We start from the raw sequence: 25,212 nt of genomic DNA on the forward strand, positions 1-25,212 counted from the left end.
ACATAAGACTCTTGCAAAAATGAGCGTAGCGACCTCAATCAGCGACCGCAAATCCAGCCCCGGAGCCCATCACAAACAGCTTTGCAAGAGACTCACCCCATAAACGAAAAAGCCCCGTCGCGAGACAGGGCTTTTCCAGCGATCGCGCAATTAAGCGGCGACAACGCTCACGTAACGGCGGTTGAACGCGCCTTTTACTTCAAACTTGATCACGCCTTCGATTTTAGCGAAGAGGGTGTGATCCTTACCCATGCCAACACCGTAACCGGCGTGGAATTGGGTGCCGCGCTGACGCACGATGATGTTGCCCGGAATGATTTTCTGGCCGCCATACATCTTCACGCCAAGGCGTTTGGCTTCTGAGTCGCGACCGTTACGGGTACTACCACCAGCTTTTTTGTGTGCCATGAGTCAATTCTCCTAGTGAGGAATTAGGCTGAAATTAAGCCTGAATACCGGTGATTTTGATCTCGGTGTACCACTGGCGGTGGCCCATACGCTTCATGTGGTGCTTACGACGACGGAACTTGATGATGCGGACTTTATCGTGACGACCTTGGGAGATCACTTCAGCCACAACGGTAGCGCCAGCAACAACTGGAGCGCCGATGTTCACGTCATCGCCATTGGCGACCAACAGAACGCGATCAAACGTCACGGATTCGCCAGTGGCGATTTCCAGTTTTTCGATCTTCAGGTATTCACCTGGGGCGACTTTGTATTGCTTGCCACCAGTAACAATTACTGCGTACGACATGGTATTTCTCCGATAATCCTGCTCACCCAGCGCTTTATAAGAAGAGGTATTGGCTGGCATGGCTGCATGGGATGGACGTCCCGAATGCAATTGCGTAAGGCAGGTGCTGCCCAGGAAGTTCAGGGTGCGCGATTGTACGCAAGGTAAATGGGTGTTGCAAGGGGCCGTCTATCGCGCCTTGACACCCGGGGGTCAGGGTCCTAGCATGCCGCGCAACCCTTCTGGAGCGACTGTCGCTGATGCAACCCCAAGCTTTCTACCGCGCGGTCGCGGACGATTTTAGCGCCGTCGACGGCATCATCAAGCAGCAGCTGACGTCCAAAGTGCCGCTGGTCTCCAAAATTGGCGACTATATTACGTCGGCGGGCGGTAAGCGCCTGCGTCCTTTATTAGTGTTGCTGTGCGGCAAGGCCCTGGGCCGCGAAGGCGATGACCTGCGCCTGCTGGCCGCCACCATCGAATTCCTGCACACCGCCACCCTGCTGCATGACGACGTGGTCGACATGTCCGGCATGCGCCGTGGCCGCGAGACCGCCAATGCCATGTGGGGCAACGCGCCAAGCGTGCTGGTGGGCGACTTCCTGTACTCGCGCTCGTTCGAAATGATGGTTGAACTGGGCTCGATGCCGGTGATGAAAATTCTTTCACAGGCCACGCGCATCATCGCCGAAGGCGAAGTGCTGCAGCTGTCGAAGGTACGCGACGCCAGCACCACCGAAGAAACCTACATGGAAGTGATTCGCGGCAAGACCGCGATGCTCTTCGAGGCCTCCACCCACAGCGCTGCGGCACTGTGCGGCGCCACTGCCGAGCAGGCCGAGGCCCTGCGCACCTTTGGCGATCACCTGGGCGTGGCGTTCCAGCTGGTGGATGACCTGCTCGACTACAAGGGCGACGCCGAAACCCTGGGCAAGAACGTCGGTGACGACCTGGCCGAGGGCAAGCCGACCTTGCCGCTGATCTACACCATGCGCGAAGGCACGCCGGAACAGGCTGCACTGGTGCGCAAGGCGATCCAGAAAGGCGGCATCGAAGACCTGGAGGCCATCCGTGCGGCCGTCGAGGCGTCAGGCTCGCTGGAGTACACCGCGCAGTTGGCGCGTGATTATGTGGCCCGTGCGATCAAGTGCCTGGACGCCCTGCCCGCCAGCGAATACCGGGATGCCCTGGTTGAGCTGAGTGAGTTTGCGGTCGCCCGCACTCACTAAAGCACCAGCGCCGCAGGACCCTGTGGGAGGGGGCTTGCCCCCGATAGCAGTAGGTCAGCCAATGTATAAGGTGGCTGACAGACCGCAATCGGGAGCAAGCCCCCTCCCACATTTGAATCTCATACAGCCTGCAAGACCACAAAACCCTATATAATGTGCGACTTTTAGCCATCCTGACTCTCAAGGAGCTTTAGTGAGCACGTTGCCACCCTGCCCGAAATGCAATTCCGAATACACCTACGAAGACGGCACCCAGTTGGTCTGCCCGGAATGCGCCCATGAATGGTCCGCCACTGGCGAGGCCGAAGCAGCGGGCGATGAAACCGTGAAGAAAGACTCTGTGGGCAATGTCTTGCAGGACGGCGACACCATCACCGTGATCAAGGACCTCAAGGTCAAGGGCACTTCCCTGGTGGTCAAGGTCGGCACCAAGGTCAAGAATATCCGCCTGTGCGACGGCGACCACGATATCGACTGCAAGATTGACGGCATCGGCCCGATGAAGCTCAAGTCCGAGTTCGTACGCAAGGTGTGAAACGGCTGCATCCATCCCGCGCCCGTCGCGGGATGGCGCTTCGCCCTCGCGTTGACCTGTCTCAAATACCCACACAAAAAAATCGCAAACCGCCAATAGACACTTGCTATTCTACGAATAAGAATTATTCTCATTGAAACCCATCAAGGAGAACGACCATGACTTATTTGATAGATGCCTGGCTGGACCGCCCACATCCGTACCTGCGAATCCTGCATCGGGAAACCGGCGAAGTCTGTGCGGTGCTTGAAGAAGAAGCGCTGAATGAACTGCAGGACCAGGGCGACCTGGACGTGAATGGCCTGAGCTCCAGTGAGCCTGGGGTGCTGAAGGAAGTGGTGAGGAATCTGTTTCTGTTCTGCTATGCCCGGGCGTTGCGCCCGGCGACGGAGCTCAATGGCAAGTTCCATCCATGAGAAACAACAGCCAATGTAGGAGCGAGCTTGCTCGCGAAGATAACAAAGGCACCGCGTTAAACCAGGCTTTACGCGTTATCGTTGACGTTCTTCGCGAGCAAGCTCGTTCCTACAGGTACAGGTCTTACAAAACGTCGAGCAGCTCGACGTCGAATACCAGGACACTGTGCGGCGGAATGCTGCCAACACCTTGCGCGCCGTAAGCCAGTTCGCTCGGCACGTACAGGCGCCATTTGCTGCCGGCATTCATCAGTTGCAGGGCTTCGGTCCAGCCGGCGATCACGCCGCCAACCGGGAATTCCGCAGGCTGGCCGCGCTCGTAGGAGCTGTCGAACACAGTGCCGTCGATCAGCGTGCCGTGGTAGTGAGTGCGCACTTGATCTTCACGGGTTGGCTTGGCGCCATCACCGGCCGTCAGCACTTCAAATTGCAGGCCGGAAGCCAGTGTGGTGATGCCGTCACGCTTGGCGTTTTCAGCCAGGAATGCCAGGCCCGCACCTGCGGCAGCTTCAGCCTTGGCAGCGGCTTCGGCTTGCATGATCTCGCGGATCACCTTGAAGCTGGCCGCCATTTGCTCTTGGTCAACACGGCTTGGCTTGCCTGCGAACGCATCGGTCAGGCCGGCCAGGATCGCGTCCAGGCTTACGCCCGGTGGCGGGTTGTCGCGCAGTTGGTCGCCCAACTGACGGCCGATACCGTAGCTGACGCGGGTTTCGTCGGTGGACAGATTAACTTCGGACATGAAAAGGCTCCGCTGTAGGACAACGCTATTTACTGCGCCATCCAAAACTAAAAGGGCCCGCAGACTAGCACACAAGTCCGACGCGTGATGAGCCCCGCACACCCCGCTTCCATTACCGCACCTGCAACGTTTTTTCACTGCGCCGATAAAAGTATTTCAGATTCACACCCTGCCGCCGATACAGCGCTACACACTTTGGCTGGCTCCAACAAAACAACATCGTCCAGCGAACAGACATCACTCTTGCGGAGCATTAGATGAACAGCTGGTTCGGTAACATCAGCGTCAACCTCAAACTGGGCCTGGGCTTCGGCCTGGTGCTTGTCCTCACCTCGATCCTGGCACTCACCGGCTGGACCAGCCTGGGCGGCCTGATTGATCGCAGCAACTGGATGAGCGACATCACTCAGCTCAACGCCTCACTGACCAAACTGCGTATTGTGCGCCTGCAATATATGCTGGCCAACGGCGATGAAGAGGTGGCGCAGAACGTGCAAACCAGCCTTGACGCCTTTGCCGCCCAGCAACAAAAGCTGCTGGACAGCTTCAAGAGCCCTGAAAACGTCAAGCTGCTCAATCAACAGAAAGCCGTCATTACGGCGTATCAGCAGTCGTTGAACAAAATGCGCGAGGCCTATCGCAACGGCAACGCTGCACGCCAGGTCATGGGCGACAAGGCCGACATCGCCAACGCACAAATCAATGCACTGGACACTAGCGTGCAGCAGATGCCCGACAGCCCGGAACGTTTCGCACAGTTCCAGGCCGTGTCCAATGCCAAGGAAGAGTTCCTGCTGGCGCGCTACGAAGTGCGTGGTTACACCAACAACGTCAACGCAGAAAACGAAGCCCGTGCCGCCGCACAAATCGAAAAAACCATCGCCGGCCTGAAAAGCCTCAATGCCGTCTTCGGCAGCAGCCAACAGGCCGCGCTGAGCGCGCTGGAAACCGCACTGGGTGCCTATCGCAGCGCGGTACAAAGCTATAAAGCCGCCAACGCCAACATCGTGGCCGCCCGCGCCGAAATGACCACCCAGGGCGCCGATATCGTCACCATCAGCGACAAGCTCTACGACATCCAGCTGGAACGCCGCGACGCCGAAAGCGCCCAAGCGCGCAGCCTGCAATTGATCAGCACATTATTGGCCCTGCTGGTGGGCATCATCGCGGCCTGGGTCATTACCCGCCAGATCACCCGACCGTTGCAAGACACCCTGGCTGTCGTCGAACGCATTGCTTCCGGCGACCTGAGCCACACCATCCAGGTCACCCGCCGTGATGAACTGGGCGTGCTGCAACAGGGCATCCAGCGCATGGGCATCACCTTGCGTGAACTGATCAGCGGGATTCGTGACGGCGTGACCCAGATCGCCAGCGCCGCCGAGGAGCTTTCAGCCGTTACCGAGCAGACCAGCGCCGGCGTCAACAGCCAGAAAATCGAGACCGACCAGGTCGCTACGGCGATGCATGAAATGACTGCCACCGTGCAGGAAGTAGCGCGCAATGCCGAGCAGGCCTCCCTGGCCGCCGCCGATGCTGATGGTCAGGCGCGTGCGGGCGACAAAGTGGTGGCCGAGGCCATTGCCCAGATTGAACGCCTGGCTGCCGAAGTGGCACGCTCCACCGACGCCATGGCCCACCTGCAGCAAGAAAGCAACAAGATCGGCAGCGTGATGGACGTGATCAAGGCCGTGGCCGAACAGACCAACCTGCTGGCCCTCAACGCGGCGATTGAAGCCGCCCGTGCCGGTGAAGCCGGTCGTGGGTTCGCCGTGGTGGCCGACGAAGTGCGTGGCCTGGCCCAGCGTACGCAGAAATCCACCGAGGAAATCGAAGGCCTGGTGGCCGGCTTGCAGAACGGCACCCAGCAAGTGGCCAACGTGATGAACAACAGCCGCAGCCTCACCGACAGCAGCGTGGACCTCACGCGCAAAGCCGGTGTGTCCTTGGAAAACATCACCCGTACCGTGTCGAACATCCAGTCGATGAATCAGCAGATTGCGGCGGCCGCTGAACAGCAGAGCGCCGTGGCTGAAGAGATCAGCCGCAGCATTGTGAATGTGCGCGATGTGTCCGAGCAGACCGCTACGGCCAGTGAGGAGACGGCCAAGTCGAGCGTGGAACTGGCGCGGTTGGGTAGTCAGTTGCAGCAGATGGTCAGTCATTTCCGGGTGTGAAAAACAAAAAGCCGCCTCGGTCTAAACCAAAGCGGCTCCACTTCATTTGACCTTAAAGGTCATCGAAGCTGTCTCGCAGGAATTTCCACACATGATAAACATGCACGACATTCACTACGAGGTTCCACGCACGTCGTGCAAACTTAGACATACTCGGCCCTCCGTGAGTCAGGCCTTACCTCCAGCACACTTACCGGAACATGTGGGCCTTCGGATGCAGGTCAATGCATCTTTGAGGCGGCCGGGTTGATGGGCCTCCCGCTTGAATCCGGCACGGATTACTAGCCCGTGGCGGTCGGTCCAAAAATCGCGCGCGTACCCGGTGCACCCAAAAAGCGACAAACCTGGAACGAAGGGAAGCCTACTCAAAACTCTGCGGTAAGGTGTGACAAGCGGTAGGCAAATATTCAGTATTGTTTGCGGGATCTATTGCAAAATTTTGCGCCAGAGATCTTCGCTATAGATTCCTATAAAGAACCGGGGGCGGGACATCGTTCAATCTTGCGTGATGATTAGACCAGGGTTAATATCCGTCTGCAGGTCAATGCATCTTTGAGATCGCGATCCAGCCACTAACTGGATTGCAAAAAAACCGCCCTACTAAGGCGGTTTTTTATTGCCTGCGATTTACCTCAGCCCTCGCCTTCCTCGACAAACACCACCCGGTTCCCAAACGGGTCCTTGATACTCATCTCCCGCGAGCCCCAAGGCGTTTGCTCAACCCCAGGCTTGGCATAACGATAGTCCTTGGCCTGCAATTGCTGCTGGTACGCATCCACCCCTTGCGCCTGGATCTGCACCGCGGCGCCCGGCGACGCATCGCCATGATGCTCGGACAAATGCAGCACGCACTCTCCCAGCGACACTTGCAGGTACAACGGAAAATTGGCCTCGAAGCGATGCTGCCAGTCGACGTTGAACCCCAGGAAGTCGACATAGAACTCCAGCGCCTTGGCCTCATCGAAAATCCGCAGGATGGGGGTGACTTTTCCTAAGTGCATGTGACTCTCCAGGCATCGGGCAATCGGTGTGGGTGAACCGATACCCTAGCCCGGCAAGCGCGCAAAGTGAACCGGTTCAATACCGGGGAATTCTGCGGATCCTGCCGCTCGACAGTTGGTCATTGTCCACATGCACCTCATCGAACTTGTAGGAGTCGTTCGCGAACTCATCCAGATTGCCCGCTTTGCGCATCCGCTCAAGGGTGCCAGGTGCCACGCATTGACGCGCTTCGACGAACTGCGGATTGGCCTCGATATTTTCGTTGAACGAAACAACGGGAACGCCCCGGCTGTCGATTTCGTAAAGGTGGTACTTGCCGTCGAACTCGGTGTCGCCAAAGTGCATCGCCGCCGCTTTCGAGCGAGAGGCCACCACGACATTGCCCTCCATCATTTTTTCCGGACCGGAAAAGAAATTGGAGTCGCGAAAACCATCATCTTCCGGGTCGCCGCGCCGCTCTACGCGATCAGCCTTTTCGACGCGGTACAACTTGGGTATGTCGGTGCGCTCGATCATCCCGCGACTGTTGAAATACCCACCGGCAGGCAGCGTGACGCCGTCCTTGAACGGATTGACCTTGAGCACGCTGCTGTCGTCGTACGGTTCGTAATCTCCGGAGGACGTGGCATTGGAAGCCACCGAAGACGGCGACTCCTCATTGTCCGACAGTTCGTGTTCCGAGTCCTCGACTTTGGGTTTCTTCGCCGCGGGCGCAGCCTCCTCGACGATCTCATAACGGGGCTGCACCGAGGGACGCTTGGACCCCGCTTGCAGATAAATCTCCATGGAGGGGTCCCACGCAGGATTCAATGGGCCGCCCGGTGTTTCGGGTAACCGTGGAGGCTGGTTCGGACTCATCAGTACACCGATCTGCCCGTTCACGCGGCGATAGTTGAAAAAAGGCTTGTCCCCCGTCGTCGGTTGAGCGCCGGACTCGACAGCCGGATCGGCCGTGGACGGGCCGGCCTTGCCGAGGGCATGAAAAAAAGCCATGGTCGCAACATCCATCACCGCCGAATGCAGCCCGCTCTTGCGCTCGGCCTGGGTGTCACCCTCAACGGCCTGGTCGATTTCCATGCCGACCTGCGCCGTGTAAGAGGCGGCGCCAAGCGCCAGACCAATAGGCCCGAGCAAGGCCATGGGGATGGAGAATACGGCATTACCGGCTTGCAACAGGGCCAGTGCGTCGTCCTTGCGCACTTCGGCGTTGGATTTCATTTCGGTGTCCGCATCCTTGTCGATGCGCTGGCGTGTCTGGCTGGCCATGAAGGAAAATACGTCACCGCCGATGGGATAATTGCGGGTATTGATCACTCTGTCATTGGCCGCCTGGGTACCCGCCCCCAGCTTGGTCAGGGTAGCGTCCACGCCGTCGGCACTCAGGGCGCCGAACACGCCCTGCTGACGATCACGCAGCGAGAAATGTTCCTCCAGCGCCTTGGCTTTGGCGGGGTCCCTGCTTTGTTCGAGCACCCACTGGTCCACGGCGGCTCGGTCCTTGAACGTCTGGATCGCGGGCTTTGCGCCGGGGACATAGAGCGTTTCGGTGCCGCTTTTGGAGACGAAGCGCAGGATGTCATTGGACTGATAGCCATTGATGTCCAAGCCAAACACCTTGGTGTTCGGGTCCGGCGTGGTCTGCGCCTGCAACTGGGCCCCGGACACCGGCCCCTCGAGCGGCACACCTGATGCTGCCGCTTTCATTACCTCGGCATACGCCTGCGGGCTCAGGCCCCGGCCGGGGTCTTGTTGATTGAGGGCACGCGCGGCACGGGCCTCCATCACGAACTGTTGCTTGGCCAGCACCCGCCACTCGTCGCCGTGCTGCGTCCAAAAACTGTCCAGCTTGGTCATTACCTTTTTCTGCAGGTCCCCCTCACGCACCAGGTTCAGCAACTCGCTGGGCTTCATGCGCAGTTGGTTGCCGGCGTCGTACGTACCTTTTTCCGGGCCATCCAGGTACAGGCCGTAGACGGCGTCCAGATCACGCCAGGTCTCCACGGCGGCGGGAACATCGTCATGTATTTTCGAGTAGAGGTAACCCGGCCCCGTCCGGTCGAAAATGAACTTGCCCAGCCGGCTGAAAAAATCCGGCACACTTTCGCTGTCCAGCAACGAAAACGGGCTGGTGTTCGACGACACGAAATGCGCCAGCGCCTGAGCCTTGCCGGCCGTGCCGTAGCGTTCGGCCGAAAAAAAATCACTGGCCACGGCATCGGTCAGCGTCATGGATGATTCGGGAGTTCCGCGATGCTCCCAACCGGTCACGGCACTGCCGGTATGGGTACTGTTGGCAGGAGCAAACTGATGCAGGTAAACCTTGTCGGGGTCGATCCATTGATTCGTCAGGTTCCAGACCTTTTCCTGGATCCAGCCTTTGATTGTGTCGCGGGGAAAAGGGAACGCCGAGATCGCATCGACGCTCCCATTCGCCGTTGCACCAGGCGCCATGAAGGTGGGTGGAATGACGGCATTGCTGGCCCGATTGGCGAGTAGGCTGGGATTTACAGACTGAGTGTTCATGCAGGCTCTCCATAACAAGACCCACACATGTTAGGGCGCCGCTCCTGGCACTCAATCGGCTTTTTGTAAGCGCTCATTGGCCATATTCAGACACGCTGCCGGGTCGGTCACCGTCATACCGCATCCCGCGCTCCGGTCTGAAACCCCCGGCGCAAATCACCGCTGCGCGCCAGAAAGCGCCCGGCCCGCTGTGCGTTCGCCTGCCCTTCGCTGTAGCTCAAGACGCCGTTGATCCATACGCCCTCAATCCCTTCGGCCGCACGTTGAGGCGCCTTGAAATCGGCCATGTCACGCACACGCGCAGGATCGAAGAGCACCAGGTCGGCCCAGAATCCCTCGTGAATTTCACCGCGTTGAGCCAGGCCGAAACGCGCCGCCGACAGCCCGGTCATCTTGTGTATCGCCGTGTGTAACGGAAACAATCCGACATCGCGGCTGAAATGTCCCAGCACCCGTGGGAACGCGCCCCACAACCGGGGATGGGGAAACGGGTCTTCGGGCAACCCGTCAGAGCCGACCATGATCAACGGGTGGGCAAGAATGCGTCGCACGTCCGCCTCATCCATGCCGTAATAAACCGCCCCCGCCGGTTGCAGGCGACGGGCGGCGTCCATCAGCGCAACGCCCCACTCTCCGGCAATGTCCTGCAAGTCGCGCCCGCCCATTTCAGGATGGGGCGTGGACCAGGTGATGGTGATGCGAAACGCGTCGGTGACCTGCTTGAGATCCAGCGTCGAAGAGCTCGCCGCGTAGGGATAGCAGTCGCAGCCCACCGGATGGGTTTTCGCCGCCGCTTCAAGCGACGCCAACAGGTGCGGGCTGCGCCCCCAGTTTCCCGCACCGGCGCACTTGAGGTGAGAAATAATCACCGGTGCCCTGGCATGTCGACCGATCAGGAACGCTTCGTCCATCGCGTCCAATACCGGCTCGAACTCACTGCGCAAATGCGTGGCGTACACCGCGCCATAAGCCGTCAGCTCTTCGCTCAGTTGCAGCACCTCATCGGTCTCTGCATTGAATGCACTGGCGTAGGCCAGGCCGGTGGACAAGCCCAGGGCACCGGCCTCGAGGCTCTCCTGCAGTTGCATGCGCATGGCCGCGATTTCATGCGCCGTGGCCGTGCGGTGCAGGTCGTCCATATGATTGCTGCGCAGTGCCGTGTGGCCGATCAGCGCGGCGACATTGACTGCGGGCCGAACGCGTTCAACCGCCGCGCGATAGTCGACGAAACGCGGGTAGGCAAAGGCCTCGGCATTGCCCAGCAGGTTCATCGGATCGGGTGGATTGCCTCGCAGGCTCACAGGTGAAGCGCTGATGCCACAGTTGCCGACAATCACCGTGGTCACGCCCTGGCTGAGCTTGGGCAGCATCTGCGGGTGGCGGATCACGACCGTGTCGTCATGGGTGTGCACATCGACAAAGCCCGGCGCCAGTACGTAGCCGGTGGCGTCAACTTCATGCACGGCCACCGCCGCCGCCAGGTCGCCGATCGTCTCGATACGCCCGTCGCGCACGCCCACATCGGCGAGGTAACCAGGCGTGTTACTGCCATCAATGATCAGCGCCTGGCGAATCAGCGTGTCGTACTTCATTTCAGTCTCCAAGCGGCAGGCTGTCAGGGCCGCCGCGATAATCGTCCAGGGCCAGTTTGATCCGGCGCAGGCGTTCCTGATTGGCATCAGGCATGGCCAGGGCCAACTCGGTGGCCAGCAGGTCGATGGCCAGCAGCATGCCGTAGCGCGCAGCCGTCGGTTTATAGATAAAACTGGTTTCAGCCGGTTGCAACGGCAGCAGCACATCGGCCAACTCGGCCAGGGGGGAATCGGCCAGGGTGATCGCGACAATGCGCGCATCGTAGTTGCGCGCCAACCTCACCACATCCAGCAACTCAGGCGTAAGGCCGGTCAGCGAGCAAACGATCAGCGCCTGCTCCGGCCCCAGGGTCGCGGCCGTCACCCGCATCATCACCGGGTCATGGCAGGCCGCAATCGGATAGCCCAGGCGCACCAGCCGCACCTGCAACTCATCGCTGCCCAGGCTCGACGGGCCGCCCATACCGAACGCGTGAATCATCCGTGCCTTGCCCAACACGCTCACCGCATCGACAAAGCTGTGTTGATTGAAGCCAGACAGATGCTGGCGCAGCGTCGCCTCGATATCACCGAGGATCTGCCGATGAAACGCCGACTGTTCCGGCAACCCCGCCGGGTCCAGAAAGCGGCTGCCCACACCACTGGCCTGAGCCAACTGCAGGCGCAGGTCGCGCAAGTCGCGGCAACCGACACTGCGCGCAAAGCGCGACAAGGTGGCGGTACTGACCTCGGCCCGTTGCGACAGCGCTTCCAGGCTGGCCGACGCGGCAAAGCCCACATCGTCGAGCATCAGCCTGGCGATACGCCCTTCGCCGGCGCTGAAAGAGTCCTGCCGGGCGCGGATCTGGTAGAGGATGTCCATGGGGCTCCCGTTTACAAAAGGCAGGACAGACCGTAGGTCAGACCGAAGGCCACCACCGAAATCAGGGTTTCCAGCACGGTCCAGGTCTTGAAGGTCTGGATCACCGTCATATTGAAGTATTCCTTGATCAGCCAGAAGCCGCCGTCGTTGACGTGGGAAAAGATCACTGAACCTGCACCGGTCGCCAAGACCAGCAATTCAGGGTGGGGATAACCCATGCCCAAAGCGACCGGCGCCACCACACCGGACGCCGTGGTCATGGCCACCGTGGCCGAGCCCGTGGCGATACGCATCAGCGCGGCGAACAACCAGCCCATCACCAGTGGCGACAGCTGGAACGCATGGGCCAGGCCGAGAATTTCGTGAGTGACGCCGGCATCCACCAGGATTCGGTTCAAGCCACCGCCCGCCCCTACCAGCAGCGTGATGCTTGCCGTGGGCGCCAGGCATTCATTGGTGAACTTGAGGATCGACTCACGGTTGAAGCCCTGGGCCAGGCCCAGCGTCCAGAAACTCACCAGGGTCGCCACCAGCAACGCGATCACCGAGTTGCCGATAAATAACAGGAACTGGTTGAAGCCGCTGCCAGGTGTAGAAATCACATTGGCCCAACCGCCGATCATCATCAGCACGACCGGCAACAGGAGGGTGCCCATGGTCAGCGCGAAGCTCGGCAAACGGGTACGCGGTTCGCGCTCGATAAACTGGCGCTCCAGCGGGTTTTCCGCCGGCAGGTGAATGTGCGGCACGATAAATTTGGCGTAGACCGGGCCGGCGATGATCGCCGTCGGAATACCGATCAGGATCGCATACAGCACGGTCTGCCCGACCGAAGCGTTATACGCCAGCACCGCCATCATCGCCGCCGGGTGCGGCGGCACCAGCGCATGCACCACCGACAGGCCGGCGACCATCGGCAGGCCGACCATCAGGATCGACACGCCCACGCGCCGCGCCACGGTGAAGGCGATCGGCACCAGCAATACAAAGCCCACCTCGAAAAACAGCGGCAACCCCACCAGGAACGCGATGCAGACCATGGCCCAATGGGCATTACGCTCGCCGAAACGGTTGATCAACGTACGGGCCACCTGCTCCGCGCCACCGGACTCGGCCATCATCTTGCCGAGCATGGTGCCCAGCGCCACCACCAGGGCGATATGCCCCAGGGTCTTGCCGACGCCCGCCTCGTAAGACCCCATGATGGTGTCCGCCGGCATCCCGGCCATCAGCGCCAGGCCAATGGACACCAGCGTGATGACGATAAACGGGTTAAGACGGTAACGTGCGATCAGCACGATCAAAGCAATGATGGCGATGGCAGCGTATGCCAACAGCCCGAAGCCCGGTAATGCGGCCATGCGGTACTCCTCGGAAAGGGTCACGTCGAATACGTTGTGAAACTCATAAATCATTACCGAAGAGGGTTTTCAAATTTTATGAAAGTAATTACCGCGCAGGGATAAGCGCTGTCGCGGTGGGATATGCCCGACGCCGCCGCATGAAAATTCAGGGGGTGTTCTTACATGACCTTCGGATAAAGGCTGGAAACTCAACGAGCGCGGTTGAGTCATACACTGCACATCCATTGATGCCAGGACAAACACTGATGATTCGCACCACACTCGCCGTCGGCGCCCTGCTTCTGGCTGTGGGCGGCACTGCTGCCGCCGCCGACAACCCGGCGCTGACAAAATGCATGGACGGCGCCCAGACCACCGCCGATATGGTCGGCTGCAATGTCAAGGAAGCCAAGGTGCAGGATGCACGATTGAACAAGGCTTATAAGACCGCACTGGCCGCCCAGGAAGGCAACCGCAAGCAACAGCTGCAGGATCTGCAGCGCCTGTGGATCAAGTACCGTGACGCTAACTGCGCCTTTGCGGGCAGCGCCACCGGCGGCACCATTGATCAGGTCAACGGTTCCGGCTGTGTGCTGGACATGACCCAGACCCGTGCGCAGGAACTCGAAGACCTGGTCGGGCCATAGGCTGCTGCAGGTCAGTCGTGCTGAACCCTGGCGCGCTTGAGCAGCTTCTTGCAGCGCTCCGACAAGTGCAGCACGCGCAAATGCTTGCCCGCTTTGCTGTAGCGCTCGCGCAGGGTCATCAGCGCGGCAATCGCTGAATAGTCGACAAAGCTCAGGTGACGACAATCGAGCGTGACCTGGGCCGGGTCGTTGGCCGGGTCGAATTGATTCAGGAACGGCGTGGTCGAAGCAAAGAACAAGGTGCCGTGCAGGCGATACAGTTTGCTGCCGTCGGCTTCCAGGTGCTCATCGGCATACAGCTCACGCGCCTGCTGCCAGGCAAAATTCAGCGCGGCGATGACGATACCGCACAACACAGCGGTCGCCAGGTCGGTGAACACGGTGATGACCGTCACCGCGATGATCACCAGCACGTCATTGAGCGGGACCTTGTTGATCACCCGCAACGACGCCCAGGCGAACGTCTGCTGGGACACCACGAACATCACTCCCACCAGGGCCGCCAGCGGAATCCGCTCGATCAGCGGCGACAGAAACAGAATGAACAGCAGGATCATCACCCCGGCAAACACCCCGGAGAAACGCCCGCGCCCACCGGAACTGAGGTTGATCACGGTTTGCCCGATCATCGCGCAACCGCCCATGCCGCCGAACAGGCCCGAGACCATATTCGCAGCGCCCAGGGCTACGCTTTCGCGGTCGGGGTAGCCACGGGTTTCGGTGATTTCGTCGGTGAGGTTGAGGGTCAGCAGGGTTTCCAGCAGGCCGACCATTGCCATCAGGAATGCATAGGGCGCGATGATGCCGAGGGTTTCCAGGGTCCAGGGGATCTGCGGCAGCGCGAAGGTCGGCAGGCCGCCGGCGATGTGCGCCATATCGCCGAGGGTGCGGGTGGGCAGGCCGAGCAGGTACACGGCCAGGCCCACGCCGAGGATCGCCACCAGGGCCGGCGGCACGGCGCGGGTCAGGCGTGGCAGCAGGTAGACGATGGCCATGGTGACCGCGACCAGCGCGACCATCACGTACAGCGGTGTACCGCTGAGCCAGGTTTCGCCACGTTTGAAGTGTTCCAACTGCGCCAGCGCAATGATAATCGCCAGGCCATTGACGAACCCCAGCATCACCGGGTGCGGCACCATGCGCACCAGCTTGCCCAGGCGCAGCAGGCCGAACGCGAGCATGATCAAGCCGCCCAGCAACACGGTCGCCAGCAGATACTCCACGCCGTGTTGCACCACCAGCGCCACGATCACCACCGCCATGGAACCGGCCGCGCCGGACACCATGCCGGGCCGGCCGCCGAACAACGCGGTGAGCGTGCAGATGATGAAGGCACCGTAAAGCCCCATCAACGGGTTGAGATGGGCCACCAGGGCGAAGGCGATGCATTCGGGCAACAATGCAAATGACGTGGTGAGACCGGCCAGGGCGTCGGCGCGCAGACGGGTGAGCTTCATGGAATACCAGGGAGTTGCGGGGGATGAGGCGGGGAATGGTACGGAATTGAGCGGGGCGGGGCTAGCCTCCGGGACCGAGGCGCAGCCAATCGGGGGCAAGCCCCCCTCCCACACTGGACCGCGTCGCAGCGGCTGTACTCGGTCAAATGTGGGACGGGGCTTGCCCCCGATGGCCTCACCTCGTTATCAAGCGAACATCACACCATTTCGTTGCGAATCCACTCCACCACCGACGTACGCTTCGGCGCCCAGCCCAGCCGTTCACGGGCATGCTGGCCGCGCACTCGGCTGTTGGAGCCCAGGCCGTAGTTGGCCATTTCATACCCCCACTCGGCCTCAGCCTCGGCCAATGGCCAGTCCTGTGGCTCGCCCAGATTCAGCGCTTGGGCAATCGCCGTGGTCATGTCGATAAAGGCCGCTTCGCCGCTCTCCACGAAATAGAACGTGCCCGGTACATTTCTGGTCAGCGCCAGCAGATACAGCGCGACCACGTCTTCGATATGCACGTTGGACCAGATGTTCCGCCCCGGCCCCACATGGCGCACCACACCACTCTTGCGAGCCTGTTTGAGCAAGCGCGGCAATTGCACGCTGTCGCGTTTCACGCCCAGGCTGTGGCCGTAGATCAGGGTGTTACAGATTACCGCCGAATTTACACCCTCCTTGGCCGCGGCCAGGATCAGGTTATCGATCGCCACGCGAGCGGCCTTGTCGGCGGTCGGCTGCGGCAGATTGTCCTCGAAGTAAATGACATCACTGGCCTTGCCGCCCGACGCGTCGCCGACGATGCTCGAACCGCTGGTGTGCAGGAACGGCTTGTTGGAGCCTTTCAAGGCCGCCACCAGCGTTTCGACGGCCGCGCGATGGTCGCTGCTGGCGGCATTGATCACCGCATCGGCGTGCTGCGCCTGCTCGGTCAATACGGCGACGTCATCGAGGGTGCCGATCACTGGGGTGATGCCCAGTGCGGTCATTTCAGCGGCTTGCTCGGCGCTGCGCACCAGACCGGTGACGGCGTGCCCGGCCTTGACCAGACCGGTGGCGATGGAGCCGCCGATAAAACCGGCTGCGCCGGTAACGAATACATTCATGGAGAGTGCTCCTGACTGGGTAAGTGATGAGCCCAGTATCCGGCAGCCCCTGGCGTCGAATAACCCCGTGTTGACCAATTCACTCTTGCGCGGCAGTCACGAATCAGCGGGCATAACGCGCCAACTTGGCCTGGATAAAGTCCAGGAAGCACTGGATACGCAACGCCAGTTGGGAGTTGCGGTAGTACACCGCATGGATCGGCTGGCGATAGCCACTATTGAATGCTTCCAGCAGCGGTACCAGGCGCCCGGCCTCGATGTCTTCGTGGGTCATGAAGTTGGACAGGCAGCAAATGCCCTGCCCCGCCAATGCCAAATGGCGCACGGTTTCACCGCTGGACGCGGCAACGCCCGGCTGGATCAACCAACGGTCGCCTTGGGCATGGCGCAGCGGCCAATGGTTGAGGGTGTCGGTTTGGGTGAAGCCAAGCAACGTATGCTCGGCCAATTCGGCGACGGTGGTCGGTGTGCCGTGGCGCTTGAGGTAGTCGGCGCTGGCCAGGATGTGCAGCGGCGTGCTGCCCAGGGCGCGGGCATGCAGGGTGGAGTCGGCCAGAGTGCCGATACGAATGGCAATGTCGGTGCTTTGTTCCAGCAGGTCGATGATCAGGTCGTCGCTGTTGAGCTCCAGTTGGATGTCCGGGTACAGGCCACGAAACTCGCCGACGTACGGCATGATCCCGTGCAGCATGAACGGCACTGCCGCATTGATGCGCAGCCGCCCGGCCGGTTTTTTCTGGCGTGACGACAGGCGTTCTTCCAGCGCCTGCATCTGCGCCAGGATCACCTTGGCCTGCTCGAAGAAGTACCGGCCCTCCTCGGTCAGGTCCATGCGCCGCGTGGTTCGGTTGATCAGGGTGGTGTCGAGCTTGGCCTCCAGTCGCGACAAGGTGCGGCTGACCGCCGACGGCGTCTGCCCGACCTGCTCGGCGGCGGCGGAGATCGAGCCGCACTCGATCACGCTGACAAAGATCTGTAGTTCATCGGATCGGGCTTTCACGGGCTATCCTGATTATCGGGTCGGGCTCATTATTGACCACTCAGCAACAAATGGCCTCCCAATAGCGCCATGCCGCTGAAAAATCCCCGCTTGAACCACAGCGCACTGATGCGCTGGCGCACCACCTGGCCCAACCACATCCCCAGCAACGCCGGCACCAGCGCCAACAACGATGCGCCGATTTCACCGCCACCGAGCGCGCCGCGCCAGGCGAGCCCGCCGGCCAACGCCAGGGTCGATACACTGAACGACAGCCCCAGCGCCTGTACCAGTTGATCGCGGCTCAAACCTAATGCTTGCAGGTACGGCACTGCGGGAATCACGAACACGCCGGTGGCCGCCGTGATGATGCCGGTGATCACTCCGCAGAATGGGCCCAGCCAGCGCTCGGTTCGGGGGGATACCTTGAAGGGCGGCAGAAATAACCCACTCAGCGCATACACAAGTAACGCCGCGCCCAACGCGCGAACTACCCACGGTCCACCGTCCATACCCAGCCACAGCGTGCCCAGCCCGGCGCCCAGAACAATCATCAGCAACATCGGCCACAGGCGCTTGAGCAAGGTACTCAGGTGACCACCCAACGCCAGCTGCCAGAGGTTGGTGACCGTCGAAGGGATGATCAGTAGCGCCGCAGCCTGTGCCGGTAACATAGCCAGGCCGAGCATGCCCATGGCCACCGTGGGCAGGCCAAGACCAACCACGCCCTTGACCGTACCGGCCAGCAGGAAAGTGCCGATAACCAGTAAAGTCAGGGCTGGGCCGAGGGTTTGGTAAAACGTCAGGAACGTCATCATGCAGAAAGTGTGCAGTTTTGCCGAGCCGTTGAAAATTCGCCATATACTGAGGCAGCCTCTTGTTTTGGATGAGGCAGAGGAAATCTTGAGCCATGCACTTTGACCTGATCGACCTGCGCCTCTACCTGCACATCCTCGACACCGGCAATATCACCGCCGGTGCCGCCCGCAGCCATTTATCCCTGGCCGCCGCCAGCGCGCGCATTCGGGCGATGGAAGCTTCGATGGGCATCGAACTGCTGGAGCGTGGCCGCCGTGGCGTCATGCCGACACCTGCCGGCAAAGCCCTGGGCCGTCACGCCCGCCTGCTGCTGCAACAGGCCGAGCACCTGCAACAAGACTTGGCGGAATACGCCAACGGTGTCAAAGGCCAGGTGCGCCTGCTGTGCAATACCACCGCGCTGAGCGAATACCTGCCGGAACTGCTGGCGGACTTTCTGCGCGAACATCCCAACCTCGATATCGACCTGCAGGAGTTGCCCAGCCTGCGTATTATCCAGGCCCTGCGCCAAGGCACGGCCGACCTGGGAATTATCTCCGATGCAGTGGATACCCACGGCTTGCAGACACTGGCGTTTCGCGACGATCCGCTGGTGCTGCTCATGCCCCTCGACCATCCGCTGAAGACCGCGAATTTCATCGACAGCCTGCAATACGACTACGTTGGCCTGGCAGCCAATAGCGCGCTGGCGGTGTATCTGGAGGAACAGGCCCTGCACGCAGGCTATCGTCTGCAAACGCGCATTCGCGCCGAGGGTTTCGATGGGGTGATCCGCATGGTCGCCCGGGGCGCGGGCCTGGGCATCGTGCCCCAGGCCGCCCTGGACCGCTGGCCGCGGGAAGATCGCATCAAGGCCCAGCCGCTCAAGGAGCAATGGGCCTGCCGCCGACTGCTGCTCTGCGCGCGCTCATTCGAACAACTGCCGGGTTATGCCAGGGCCTTGTTCGATGCCTTGGCCCTGCCCTTGCGGAAAAACCCGTAATACACCGCGCTCAGGATCAGCAGGAACGGCACGCCAAACACCAGGGTCATCCTGAACGCGTCAGTGAAATACGTGGTGATCATCACCGCGCCCATCAGTACCAGCCCCAGCAAGGTGCTGTAAGGATAAAGGCGCAGCTCGAAGGACAGCTTCGGCCCGCCATGACGCTTGCGGTAGCGCCGGAAAAACAGGTGCGTAAGGAAGATCATGAACCAGGTGAAAATTGCCCCGAACATCGAGATCGCCATCATCAGCGTGAACGCGCTTTGCGGGTACACCAGGTTGAGCAGGGTCGCCAACGCGATACCGGAGCTGGACAGCAGCAACGCATTGAGCGGGATGCCGCTCTTGCTTAACGCGCCCATGGACTTGGGCGCAAAGCCCGCGCGGGACAGGCTGAACATCATGCGCGTGGTGATGTAGAGCTGGCTGTTCATCGCCGACAGCGCCGCGATCAGAATCACGAAGTTCATCACCCCGGTGGCACCGGGAATGCCGAGGGTCTGCATCACCGTAACGAACGGGCTCTGGACCTGACCGGCCTGGTTCCACGGCACGATGGCGAGCATCAGGGCCAGGGTCAGCAGGTAGAACACCACCAGACGCACAATCGTCGCGCGAAAGGCTTTCTTCACCGCCCGCTCCGGGTCGGCCGCTTCACCGGCAGCCACTGCGATCATCTCCACACTCAAGTAACTGAAGATCGACACGATCACCGCGATCCACATGCCGCTCAACCCATGGGGAAAAAACCCCTCATGGGCGGTGTAGTTCTGCACGCCATACGCCGGGTTGCCCGAGCCGAACACCACGTACACCGCCAGGATGATGAAGCCGACGATGGCGCTGATCTTGATGGTGGAAAACCAGTATTCGAAGTTGCCGAACGTCTTCACGCTGATCGCATTGAGCAGGATCAACACGCTGGAGAACGACACGATCCACACCCACTCCGGCACGTTGGTGAACCAGTACTTCATGTACATCGCCACCGCCGTCACCTCGGCTCCGACGGCCAGCACTATCGCCGCCCAGTAGGCATAACGCACCAGGAACCCGGCCAGCGGGCTGATATAAAACTCGGCATAGGCACCAAAGGAGCCGGAGGTGGAATGCGCCACCGTCATCTCCGCCAGGCAGCCCATCAGGATCAAGGTGATCAACGCACCGATGGCGTAGCTGAGCAATACACTGGGCCCGGCATAGCCAATGGCGTAGGCGCTGCCCATGAACAGCCCGGTGCCAATGGCGCCGCCGATGGCGATCATGCTCATTTGCCCGGAAGTGAGCTGGCGCCTGAGGCCCAGTTCGCGGTGGGTGATTTCTGCAAAGCCGTTGTCTGGCGTGGTCACGTGGCGTGCCCCTTTATTATTGTGATTGCTGCTGTTGTCACAGATGGCGAGTCCTGATGCCAGTCCGTTAAGCGTACCTGGCCCGCTGTAGGAGCGAGCTTGCTCGCGAAAAATGTCAACGATAACGCGTGCTTCCTGAATGAACGCGGTGCCTGTGAGTTTTCCGCGAGCAAGCTCGCTCCTACAAAAAGCCTTAACTGACTCCCCTCCCATATTGGTTTTGTGGTGCTCTTAGGTCACGCTGTTGCGCACCTTGAATTGCGGCTGGTCCCAAGTGCTGTTGTCGAGAATGTCACCGAGGATTTCCACCGCATCCCACACTTCGGTGAAGCTGGTGTACAGCGGGGTAAAACCGAACCGCATGATGCGCGGCTCACGGTAGTCACCGATCACGCCCCGGGCGATCAGCGCCTGGATCACCGCATAACCCTCAGGGTGTTCGAAGCTGACATGGCTGCCGCGCCTGGCGTGTTCACGCGGGGTGATCAGCTGCAAGCCATGGACGGCGCAGCGTGCTTCGACCCGCTCGATAAACAGATCGGTCAACGCCAGGGATTTAGCGCGCAGGCTGGCCATATCCGTCTGTTCAAATATCTCCAGCCCGCATTCCACCATGGCCAGCGAGGTGATCGGCTGGGTGCCGCACAGGTAGCGGGCGATGCCGGCACTCGGCGCGTAGTTCGATTCCATCGCAAATTGACGGGTATGCCCGAACCAGCCCGACAGCGGCTGGCGCACCAGGTCCACCAACGCCGGGCTGACCCACACGAACGCCTGGGAGCCCGGGCCGCCATTGAGGTATTTGTAGGTGCAGCCAATCGCATAATCGGCCCCGGCGGCGTGCAGGTCGATGGGCACCGCACCGGCCGAATGCGCCAGGTCCCAGAGGCTCAACGCGCCGCACTCATGGCTCAAGGCGGTGAGTGCGTGCATGTCATACATATAGCCGGTCTTGTAGTTGACGTGGGTGAGCATCACCACGGCCACATCCTCGTCGATGGCTTTGGGCAGTTCATCCGGGCTGTTGACCAGCCGCAAGGCGTAACCCTGTTGCAGCAGCTCGGCGAGGCCCTCGGCGATGTACAGGTCGGTGGGAAAATTGCTCGCTTCGCTGACGATCACCTTGCGCGTCGGCGCACGCTCGCGCTGTACGCTCAGGGCAGCGCTGAGCACCTTGAACAGGTTGATCGACGTGGTATCGGTAACCGCCACTTCGCCATCGCCGGCGCCGATCAGCGGTGCCAGGCGGTTGCCCAGGCGCAGGGACAGGTCCGCCCAACCGGCGCTGTTCCAGCTGCGAATCAGGCCGTTGCCCCACTCTTGGGCGATCACCTGTTGCGCCCGCGCCAACGAGGCCCGCGGACGTGCGCCGAGGGAATTGCCGTCAAGGTAGATGACGCCCTCGGGCAAGGCGAACTGATCGCGCAACGGCGCCAGCGGGTCTTGGGCGTCGAGGGCTTGGCAATGGCTTCGGGTGGTCATGGTCTGTCCTGGTTTTTATAAGAGAGGATGAACCAAATAATGAACGAACTTTCAGAGAATTTTCGTGCAAAGTGGTAGGTGAAGCGCTATTTAAGCTGTAGGAAATTCGAATTTAACTCCCAAACACGCGGATTTATTCAAACCATGCTTCTTGACGCCACCGACCTGCGCCTCCTGCATTTCCTGCAACAGGATGGCCGTATCAGCAACCAGGAACTGGCGGAAAAAGTCGCGTTGTCGCCCTCGGCCTGCCTGCGCCGTTTGCGCCTGCTGGAAAGCGAAGGCGTGATCAGCGGCTATCGGGCGGTGCTCAATGCCGAGCAGTTGGGCATTGAGCTTGAGGCCATCGTGCACCTGTCCTTGCGCCAGGATGTGGAAGACTGGCATGAGACGTTCATCAAGAAAGTACAGGGCTGGCCGGAGGTGGCCAGTGCCTATGTGATCACCGGCGCCAGCAACTATGTGCTGCGGGTGCAGGCGCGCAACCTCAAGCATTTTTCGGACTTTATCGTGAACCACCTGAACCGCACGGCGGGGGTGATGGATATCCGTTCGGAAATTGTGCTGCAGAAGATCAAGGATCGGGATGAGGTGCTGGATCTGGTGGTGCGCAAATAGCACCTGCAACACCATTCAAATGTGGGAGGGGGCTTGCCCCCGATTGCAGTGGGTCAGTTACCTATTTACTGACTGATCCACCGCTATCGGGGGCAAGCCCCCTCCCACATTTTTTGCCCGCGTTGATCAGTCTTCCAGGGCTCGCACTCGCTGCATGCGCTGCTGCTCAATCGGCGCTGTGGCGGGCTGCAACTCAAAGTCAAAATCAATCTGCGCAAACCGCCCCTGCACGCCGAACTCCTGTGCCAGTTGCGGATCGTCACTGAAGCGGATTTCGGCGATCAATTCATCCCGTGTGGCATAGGCAAAATCATCGTGCAGGTACGGGTCATCCGACAGGTTGATCTGGGTGGTCAGGTGCCGATGGCCAGGCGCCGAGATGAAGAAGTGAATGTGCGCCGGACGCTGCCCGTGCCGCCCCAACTGATCGAGCAACTGCTGGGTCGGACCGGTCGGCGGGCAGCCGTAGCCGGACGGCACGATGCTGCGAAAACGATAGTTGCCCTGCTCGTCGGTCTCGATGCGGCGGCGCAGGTTGAACTCCGATTGCGTCGGGTCAAACCACGAATAGGTGCCGCCGGTGTTGGCCTGCCACACATCGACAATCGCCCCTGCCAACGGCTTGCCCTGGGTGTCGCGCACCTGCCCGCGCATGAACAGCGGCACGGCATCGTCGTTGCCATCGTCCAAGCGCGCTTCGTATTTGCACAGCGGTGCACCGGCCACATACAGCGGACCTTCGATGGTGCGCGGCGTGCCACCGGATTTGCCGGCCTCGATGTCGGCGGCGTCCATCAACAGGTCCAGGTAATGCTCCAGGCCCAACCCGGCGGCGAGCAGGCCGGCTTCCTGGTTTTTTCCCAACTCGTTGAGGTAGTTGACCGCCTTCCAGAACTCTTGCGGGGTCACTTCCAGGTCTTCGATGATGTTCACGGTGTCGCGCAGGATCCGATAGATCAGCGCCTTGGTGCGCGGGTCGCCGCCTTCGCTGCGGTGACCGCTGGCGTCTTCGAGAAACTGCTGGGCGTGGGCAGTCTGGGACAGTCGAATGGACATGGTGCAATCCTCATCTTGTAATTATTGGGTGCGAAACAGGCTCAGCGGTCGTCGGCATGGATCGACGACGGATGCCGACACAGCGCATTCACTTCGATGGCCATATAGGGGAACAACGGCAGCTGCATCAGCAGGTCGTGCAGCGCCTGCACGCTCTCGACATCGAACACGCTGTAGTTGGCGTAGTGCCCGGCGATGCGCCACAGGTGGCGCCATTTACCTTGTTGTTGCAGGCGCTGCGCCAGGGCCTTCTCTTCGGCCTTGAGACTGGCGGCGCGCTCGGCGGGCATGTCGAGCGGCAGGTTCACGGTCATCTTTACGTGGAACAACATGGCAGGCGCCTCTTAGTGTTTGTCACGCCGCAGGAACGCCAGGCGCTCTTCGTCGATCGCCAGGCCCAGGCCCGGTGCGGTGGAGACATGCAGGTGGAAATCACGGTACACCGGCGGCTCGGTGAGTATGTCTTCGGTGAGCAGCAACGGGCCGAACAGTTCGGTGCCCCACGCCAGCGTGTCAAGCGTGACAAAGGCGTGTGCCGAAGCCAGGGTGCCGATGCCGCCTTCGAGCATGGTGCCGCCGTAGAGGCCGATGCCTGCCGCTTGCGCTATCGCCGCCGTGCGCAACACCGCACGCGGGCCACCGTTCTTGGCGATCTTGAGAGCGAACACCGAGGCCGCGCCTTCGCGGGCCAGGTTGAACGCATCCTCGACGCATTCAATCGATTCGTCGGCCATGATCGGCGCCGGGCTCGACAGGTTCAGCCGCACCATGCCGCCGCGGTTGTTGCGCGAGATCGGCTGTTCGATCAGGTCGATACCGTTGTCCGCCAGCACGCGGCAGGCACGCAGGGCCACGGCCTCGTCCCAGGCCTGGTTGACGTCGACCCGCACACTGGCGCGATCCCCCAGCGCGCGCTTGATCGCGATCACGTGGGCCAGGTCACGGTCGACCTCACCGGCGCCGATTTTCAATTTGAAGAGGCGATGGCGGCGCAGGTCGAGCATCTTCTCGGCCTCGGCTATGTCCTGTGCGGTGTTGCCGCTGGCCAGGGTCCAGGCCACCGGCAAGGCATCGCGCACACGGCCACCGAGCAGTTCGCTGACCGGTAGATTCAGGCGCTTGCCGAGGGCGTCGAGCAACGCGCTCTCGATGCCCGATTTGGCAAAGGTGTTGCCGCGAATGCTGCGCTCCAGACGCACCATGGCGGCGTTGATATTGCTGGCGTCCTGGCCGATCAGCAGCGGCGCGAAGTGCTGGTCAATGTTGACCTTGATGCTCTCGGGGCTTTCATTGCCATAGCTCAGGCCACCGATGGTGGTGGACTCACCGATGCCCTCGATGCCATCGGCGCAACGCAGGCGGATGATCACCAGGGTCTGGTGTTGCATCGTATGCATCGCCAACTTGTGCGGGCGAATGGTGGGAAGGTCGACGATGACCGTCTCGATCGACACGATGGGGCAAATCGACATGGCAATACCCGTTGGGTTCTTTATAGGTTTGCGTCGATTCTGTTCTGCATGATTGTCAGGTTCCAATATAGAATTGGTCTGGTTCGATACCTTGAAGGTA

The 25,212-nt window shown here is 60.8% G+C and carries 23 protein-coding genes and 2 pseudogenes; 8 read left to right on the forward strand and 17 right to left on the reverse strand.

Going from position 1 to position 25,212, the window contains the following annotated elements; all coding sequences use genetic code 11:
- Positions 1 to 150 precede the first annotated feature (150 nt).
- Together rpmA and rplU are read right to left on the reverse strand one after the other, a co-directional pair.
- A complete protein-coding gene (gene rpmA, locus BOP93_RS22490) occupies positions 151 to 408 on the reverse strand; it encodes a 50S ribosomal protein L27 (RefSeq protein ID WP_003176049.1) in 258 nt (85 codons plus the stop codon).
- 34 nt (positions 409 to 442) lie between these two features.
- Positions 443 to 757 carry a 50S ribosomal protein L21 gene (gene rplU, locus BOP93_RS22495; protein ID WP_003176051.1) on the reverse strand — a complete coding sequence of 105 codons (315 nt, stop codon included), beginning with the start codon at positions 755 to 757 and terminating at the stop codon, positions 443 to 445.
- 239 nt (positions 758 to 996) lie between these two features.
- Between rplU and BOP93_RS22500 the strand changes: the two genes are divergently transcribed.
- From BOP93_RS22500 to BOP93_RS22510, 3 genes are all read left to right on the forward strand, one after another.
- Positions 997 to 1,965 (forward strand): polyprenyl synthetase family protein, encoded by a 969-nt coding sequence (locus BOP93_RS22500; RefSeq protein ID WP_065883534.1) that lies wholly within the window; start codon positions 997 to 999, stop codon positions 1,963 to 1,965.
- Between the two features lie 193 nt (positions 1,966 to 2,158).
- Positions 2,159 to 2,500 (forward strand): zinc ribbon domain-containing protein YjdM, encoded by a 342-nt coding sequence (locus BOP93_RS22505; RefSeq protein WP_065935044.1) that lies wholly within the window; start codon positions 2,159 to 2,161, stop codon positions 2,498 to 2,500.
- A 158-nt stretch (positions 2,501 to 2,658) separates the two neighbouring features.
- Positions 2,659 to 2,916 carry a PA4570 family protein gene (locus tag BOP93_RS22510; protein WP_003194088.1) on the forward strand — a complete coding sequence of 86 codons (258 nt, stop codon included), beginning with the start codon at positions 2,659 to 2,661 and terminating at the stop codon, positions 2,914 to 2,916.
- Positions 2,917 to 3,040: 124 nt separating this feature from the next.
- Here BOP93_RS22510 and BOP93_RS22515 read toward each other — a convergent pair whose 3' ends face one another.
- Positions 3,041 to 3,658 (reverse strand): FKBP-type peptidyl-prolyl cis-trans isomerase, encoded by a 618-nt coding sequence (locus BOP93_RS22515; protein ID WP_003176055.1) that lies wholly within the window; start codon positions 3,656 to 3,658, stop codon positions 3,041 to 3,043.
- A gap of 257 nt (positions 3,659 to 3,915) precedes the next feature.
- Between BOP93_RS22515 and BOP93_RS28350 the strand changes: the two are divergent.
- Together BOP93_RS28350 and BOP93_RS28355 are read left to right on the forward strand one after the other, a co-directional pair.
- A pseudogene (locus tag BOP93_RS28350) lies at positions 3,916 to 4,929 on the forward strand (methyl-accepting chemotaxis protein); the annotation flags it as partial.
- A gap of 312 nt (positions 4,930 to 5,241) precedes the next feature.
- A pseudogene (locus BOP93_RS28355) lies at positions 5,242 to 5,835 on the forward strand (methyl-accepting chemotaxis protein); the annotation flags it as partial.
- A gap of 632 nt (positions 5,836 to 6,467) precedes the next feature.
- On the opposite strand, the gene BOP93_RS22525 reads toward BOP93_RS28355, so the two are convergent.
- The 5 genes from BOP93_RS22525 to BOP93_RS22545 all read right to left on the reverse strand — a co-directional run bounded on the left by BOP93_RS22525 (position 6,468) and on the right by BOP93_RS22545 (position 13,229).
- Entirely contained in the window at positions 6,468 to 6,836 is a 369-nt protein-coding gene (locus BOP93_RS22525; RefSeq protein WP_104504711.1) for a glyoxalase superfamily protein, read from the reverse strand.
- A 76-nt stretch (positions 6,837 to 6,912) separates the two neighbouring features.
- Positions 6,913 to 9,360, reverse strand: coding sequence for a dermonecrotic toxin domain-containing protein (locus BOP93_RS22530; RefSeq protein ID WP_104504712.1), 2,448 nt, complete (start codon positions 9,358 to 9,360; stop codon positions 6,913 to 6,915).
- A 113-nt stretch (positions 9,361 to 9,473) separates the two neighbouring features.
- Positions 9,474 to 10,952 carry an N-acyl-D-amino-acid deacylase family protein gene (locus tag BOP93_RS22535; protein ID WP_104504713.1) on the reverse strand — a complete coding sequence of 493 codons (1,479 nt, stop codon included), beginning with the start codon at positions 10,950 to 10,952 and terminating at the stop codon, positions 9,474 to 9,476.
- Position 10,953: 1 nt separating this feature from the next.
- A complete protein-coding gene (locus BOP93_RS22540) occupies positions 10,954 to 11,814 on the reverse strand; it encodes a MurR/RpiR family transcriptional regulator (RefSeq protein ID WP_104504714.1) in 861 nt (286 codons plus the stop codon).
- Between the two features lie 11 nt (positions 11,815 to 11,825).
- Positions 11,826 to 13,229, reverse strand: a complete 1,404-nt coding sequence (locus tag BOP93_RS22545; RefSeq protein WP_104504715.1) for a gluconate:H+ symporter — start codon at positions 13,227 to 13,229, stop codon at positions 11,826 to 11,828.
- 194 nt (positions 13,230 to 13,423) lie between these two features.
- On the opposite strand from BOP93_RS22545, the gene BOP93_RS22550 reads away from it, so the two are divergent.
- Positions 13,424 to 13,804 (forward strand): lysozyme inhibitor LprI family protein, encoded by a 381-nt coding sequence (locus BOP93_RS22550; RefSeq protein ID WP_057724037.1) that lies wholly within the window; start codon positions 13,424 to 13,426, stop codon positions 13,802 to 13,804.
- Between the two features lie 11 nt (positions 13,805 to 13,815).
- Here the strand turns inward: BOP93_RS22550 and BOP93_RS22555 are convergent, their stop codons facing one another.
- The 4 genes from BOP93_RS22555 to BOP93_RS22570 form a co-directional block, all read right to left on the reverse strand.
- Positions 13,816 to 15,261: a SulP family inorganic anion transporter gene (locus BOP93_RS22555; protein WP_104504716.1), complete on the reverse strand. Its 1,446-nt coding sequence runs from the start codon at positions 15,259 to 15,261 to the stop codon at positions 13,816 to 13,818.
- 197 nt (positions 15,262 to 15,458) lie between these two features.
- A complete protein-coding gene (locus BOP93_RS22560; protein ID WP_104504717.1) occupies positions 15,459 to 16,352 on the reverse strand; it encodes an NAD-dependent epimerase/dehydratase family protein in 894 nt (297 codons plus the stop codon).
- A 103-nt stretch (positions 16,353 to 16,455) separates the two neighbouring features.
- A complete protein-coding gene (locus tag BOP93_RS22565; RefSeq protein ID WP_104504718.1) occupies positions 16,456 to 17,352 on the reverse strand; it encodes a LysR family transcriptional regulator in 897 nt (298 codons plus the stop codon).
- Between the two features lie 29 nt (positions 17,353 to 17,381).
- Complete coding sequence (locus tag BOP93_RS22570) at positions 17,382 to 18,149, reverse strand: sulfite exporter TauE/SafE family protein (protein WP_104504719.1); 768 nt, start codon at positions 18,147 to 18,149, stop codon at positions 17,382 to 17,384.
- Between the two features lie 92 nt (positions 18,150 to 18,241).
- On the opposite strand from BOP93_RS22570, the gene BOP93_RS22575 reads away from it, so the two are divergent.
- On the forward strand, positions 18,242 to 19,132 hold the full coding sequence (locus tag BOP93_RS22575; protein ID WP_104504720.1) for a LysR substrate-binding domain-containing protein: 891 nt from the start codon (positions 18,242 to 18,244) through the stop codon (positions 19,130 to 19,132).
- On the opposite strand, the gene BOP93_RS22580 is transcribed toward BOP93_RS22575, so the two are convergent.
- Both BOP93_RS22580 and kynU read right to left on the reverse strand, forming a co-directional pair.
- Positions 19,078 to 20,484, reverse strand: a complete 1,407-nt coding sequence (locus BOP93_RS22580) for an amino acid permease (RefSeq protein WP_104504721.1) — start codon at positions 20,482 to 20,484, stop codon at positions 19,078 to 19,080. The two genes, BOP93_RS22575 and BOP93_RS22580, sit on opposite strands and share 55 nt — an antisense overlap.
- Positions 20,485 to 20,715: 231 nt before the next feature.
- The gene (gene kynU, locus BOP93_RS22585) at positions 20,716 to 21,966 is read right to left on the reverse strand and encodes a kynureninase (protein WP_104504722.1); all 1,251 of its coding nucleotides are present in this window, start codon (positions 21,964 to 21,966) and stop codon (positions 20,716 to 20,718) included.
- A 144-nt stretch (positions 21,967 to 22,110) separates the two neighbouring features.
- Between kynU and BOP93_RS22590 the strand changes: the two genes are divergently transcribed.
- Complete coding sequence (locus tag BOP93_RS22590; protein WP_104504723.1) at positions 22,111 to 22,584, forward strand: Lrp/AsnC family transcriptional regulator; 474 nt, start codon at positions 22,111 to 22,113, stop codon at positions 22,582 to 22,584.
- A 126-nt stretch (positions 22,585 to 22,710) separates the two neighbouring features.
- On the opposite strand, the gene catA is transcribed toward BOP93_RS22590, so the two are convergent.
- From catA to BOP93_RS22605, 3 genes are read right to left on the reverse strand one after another with little or no spacing between them, the layout of a single operon-like run.
- Positions 22,711 to 23,640: a catechol 1,2-dioxygenase gene (gene catA / locus BOP93_RS22595; protein ID WP_104504724.1), complete on the reverse strand. Its 930-nt coding sequence runs from the start codon at positions 23,638 to 23,640 to the stop codon at positions 22,711 to 22,713.
- A 41-nt stretch (positions 23,641 to 23,681) separates the two neighbouring features.
- Positions 23,682 to 23,972 (reverse strand): muconolactone Delta-isomerase, encoded by a 291-nt coding sequence (gene catC, locus BOP93_RS22600; protein WP_104504725.1) that lies wholly within the window; start codon positions 23,970 to 23,972, stop codon positions 23,682 to 23,684.
- A gap of 12 nt (positions 23,973 to 23,984) precedes the next feature.
- Positions 23,985 to 25,112, reverse strand: a complete 1,128-nt coding sequence (locus BOP93_RS22605; RefSeq protein ID WP_104504726.1) for a muconate cycloisomerase family protein — start codon at positions 25,110 to 25,112, stop codon at positions 23,985 to 23,987.
- Positions 25,113 to 25,212 lie beyond the last annotated feature (100 nt).

The sequence above is a fragment of the Pseudomonas orientalis genome (genome assembly GCF_002934065.1).
Lineage (GTDB): Bacteria > Pseudomonadota > Gammaproteobacteria > Pseudomonadales > Pseudomonadaceae > Aquipseudomonas > Aquipseudomonas orientalis_A.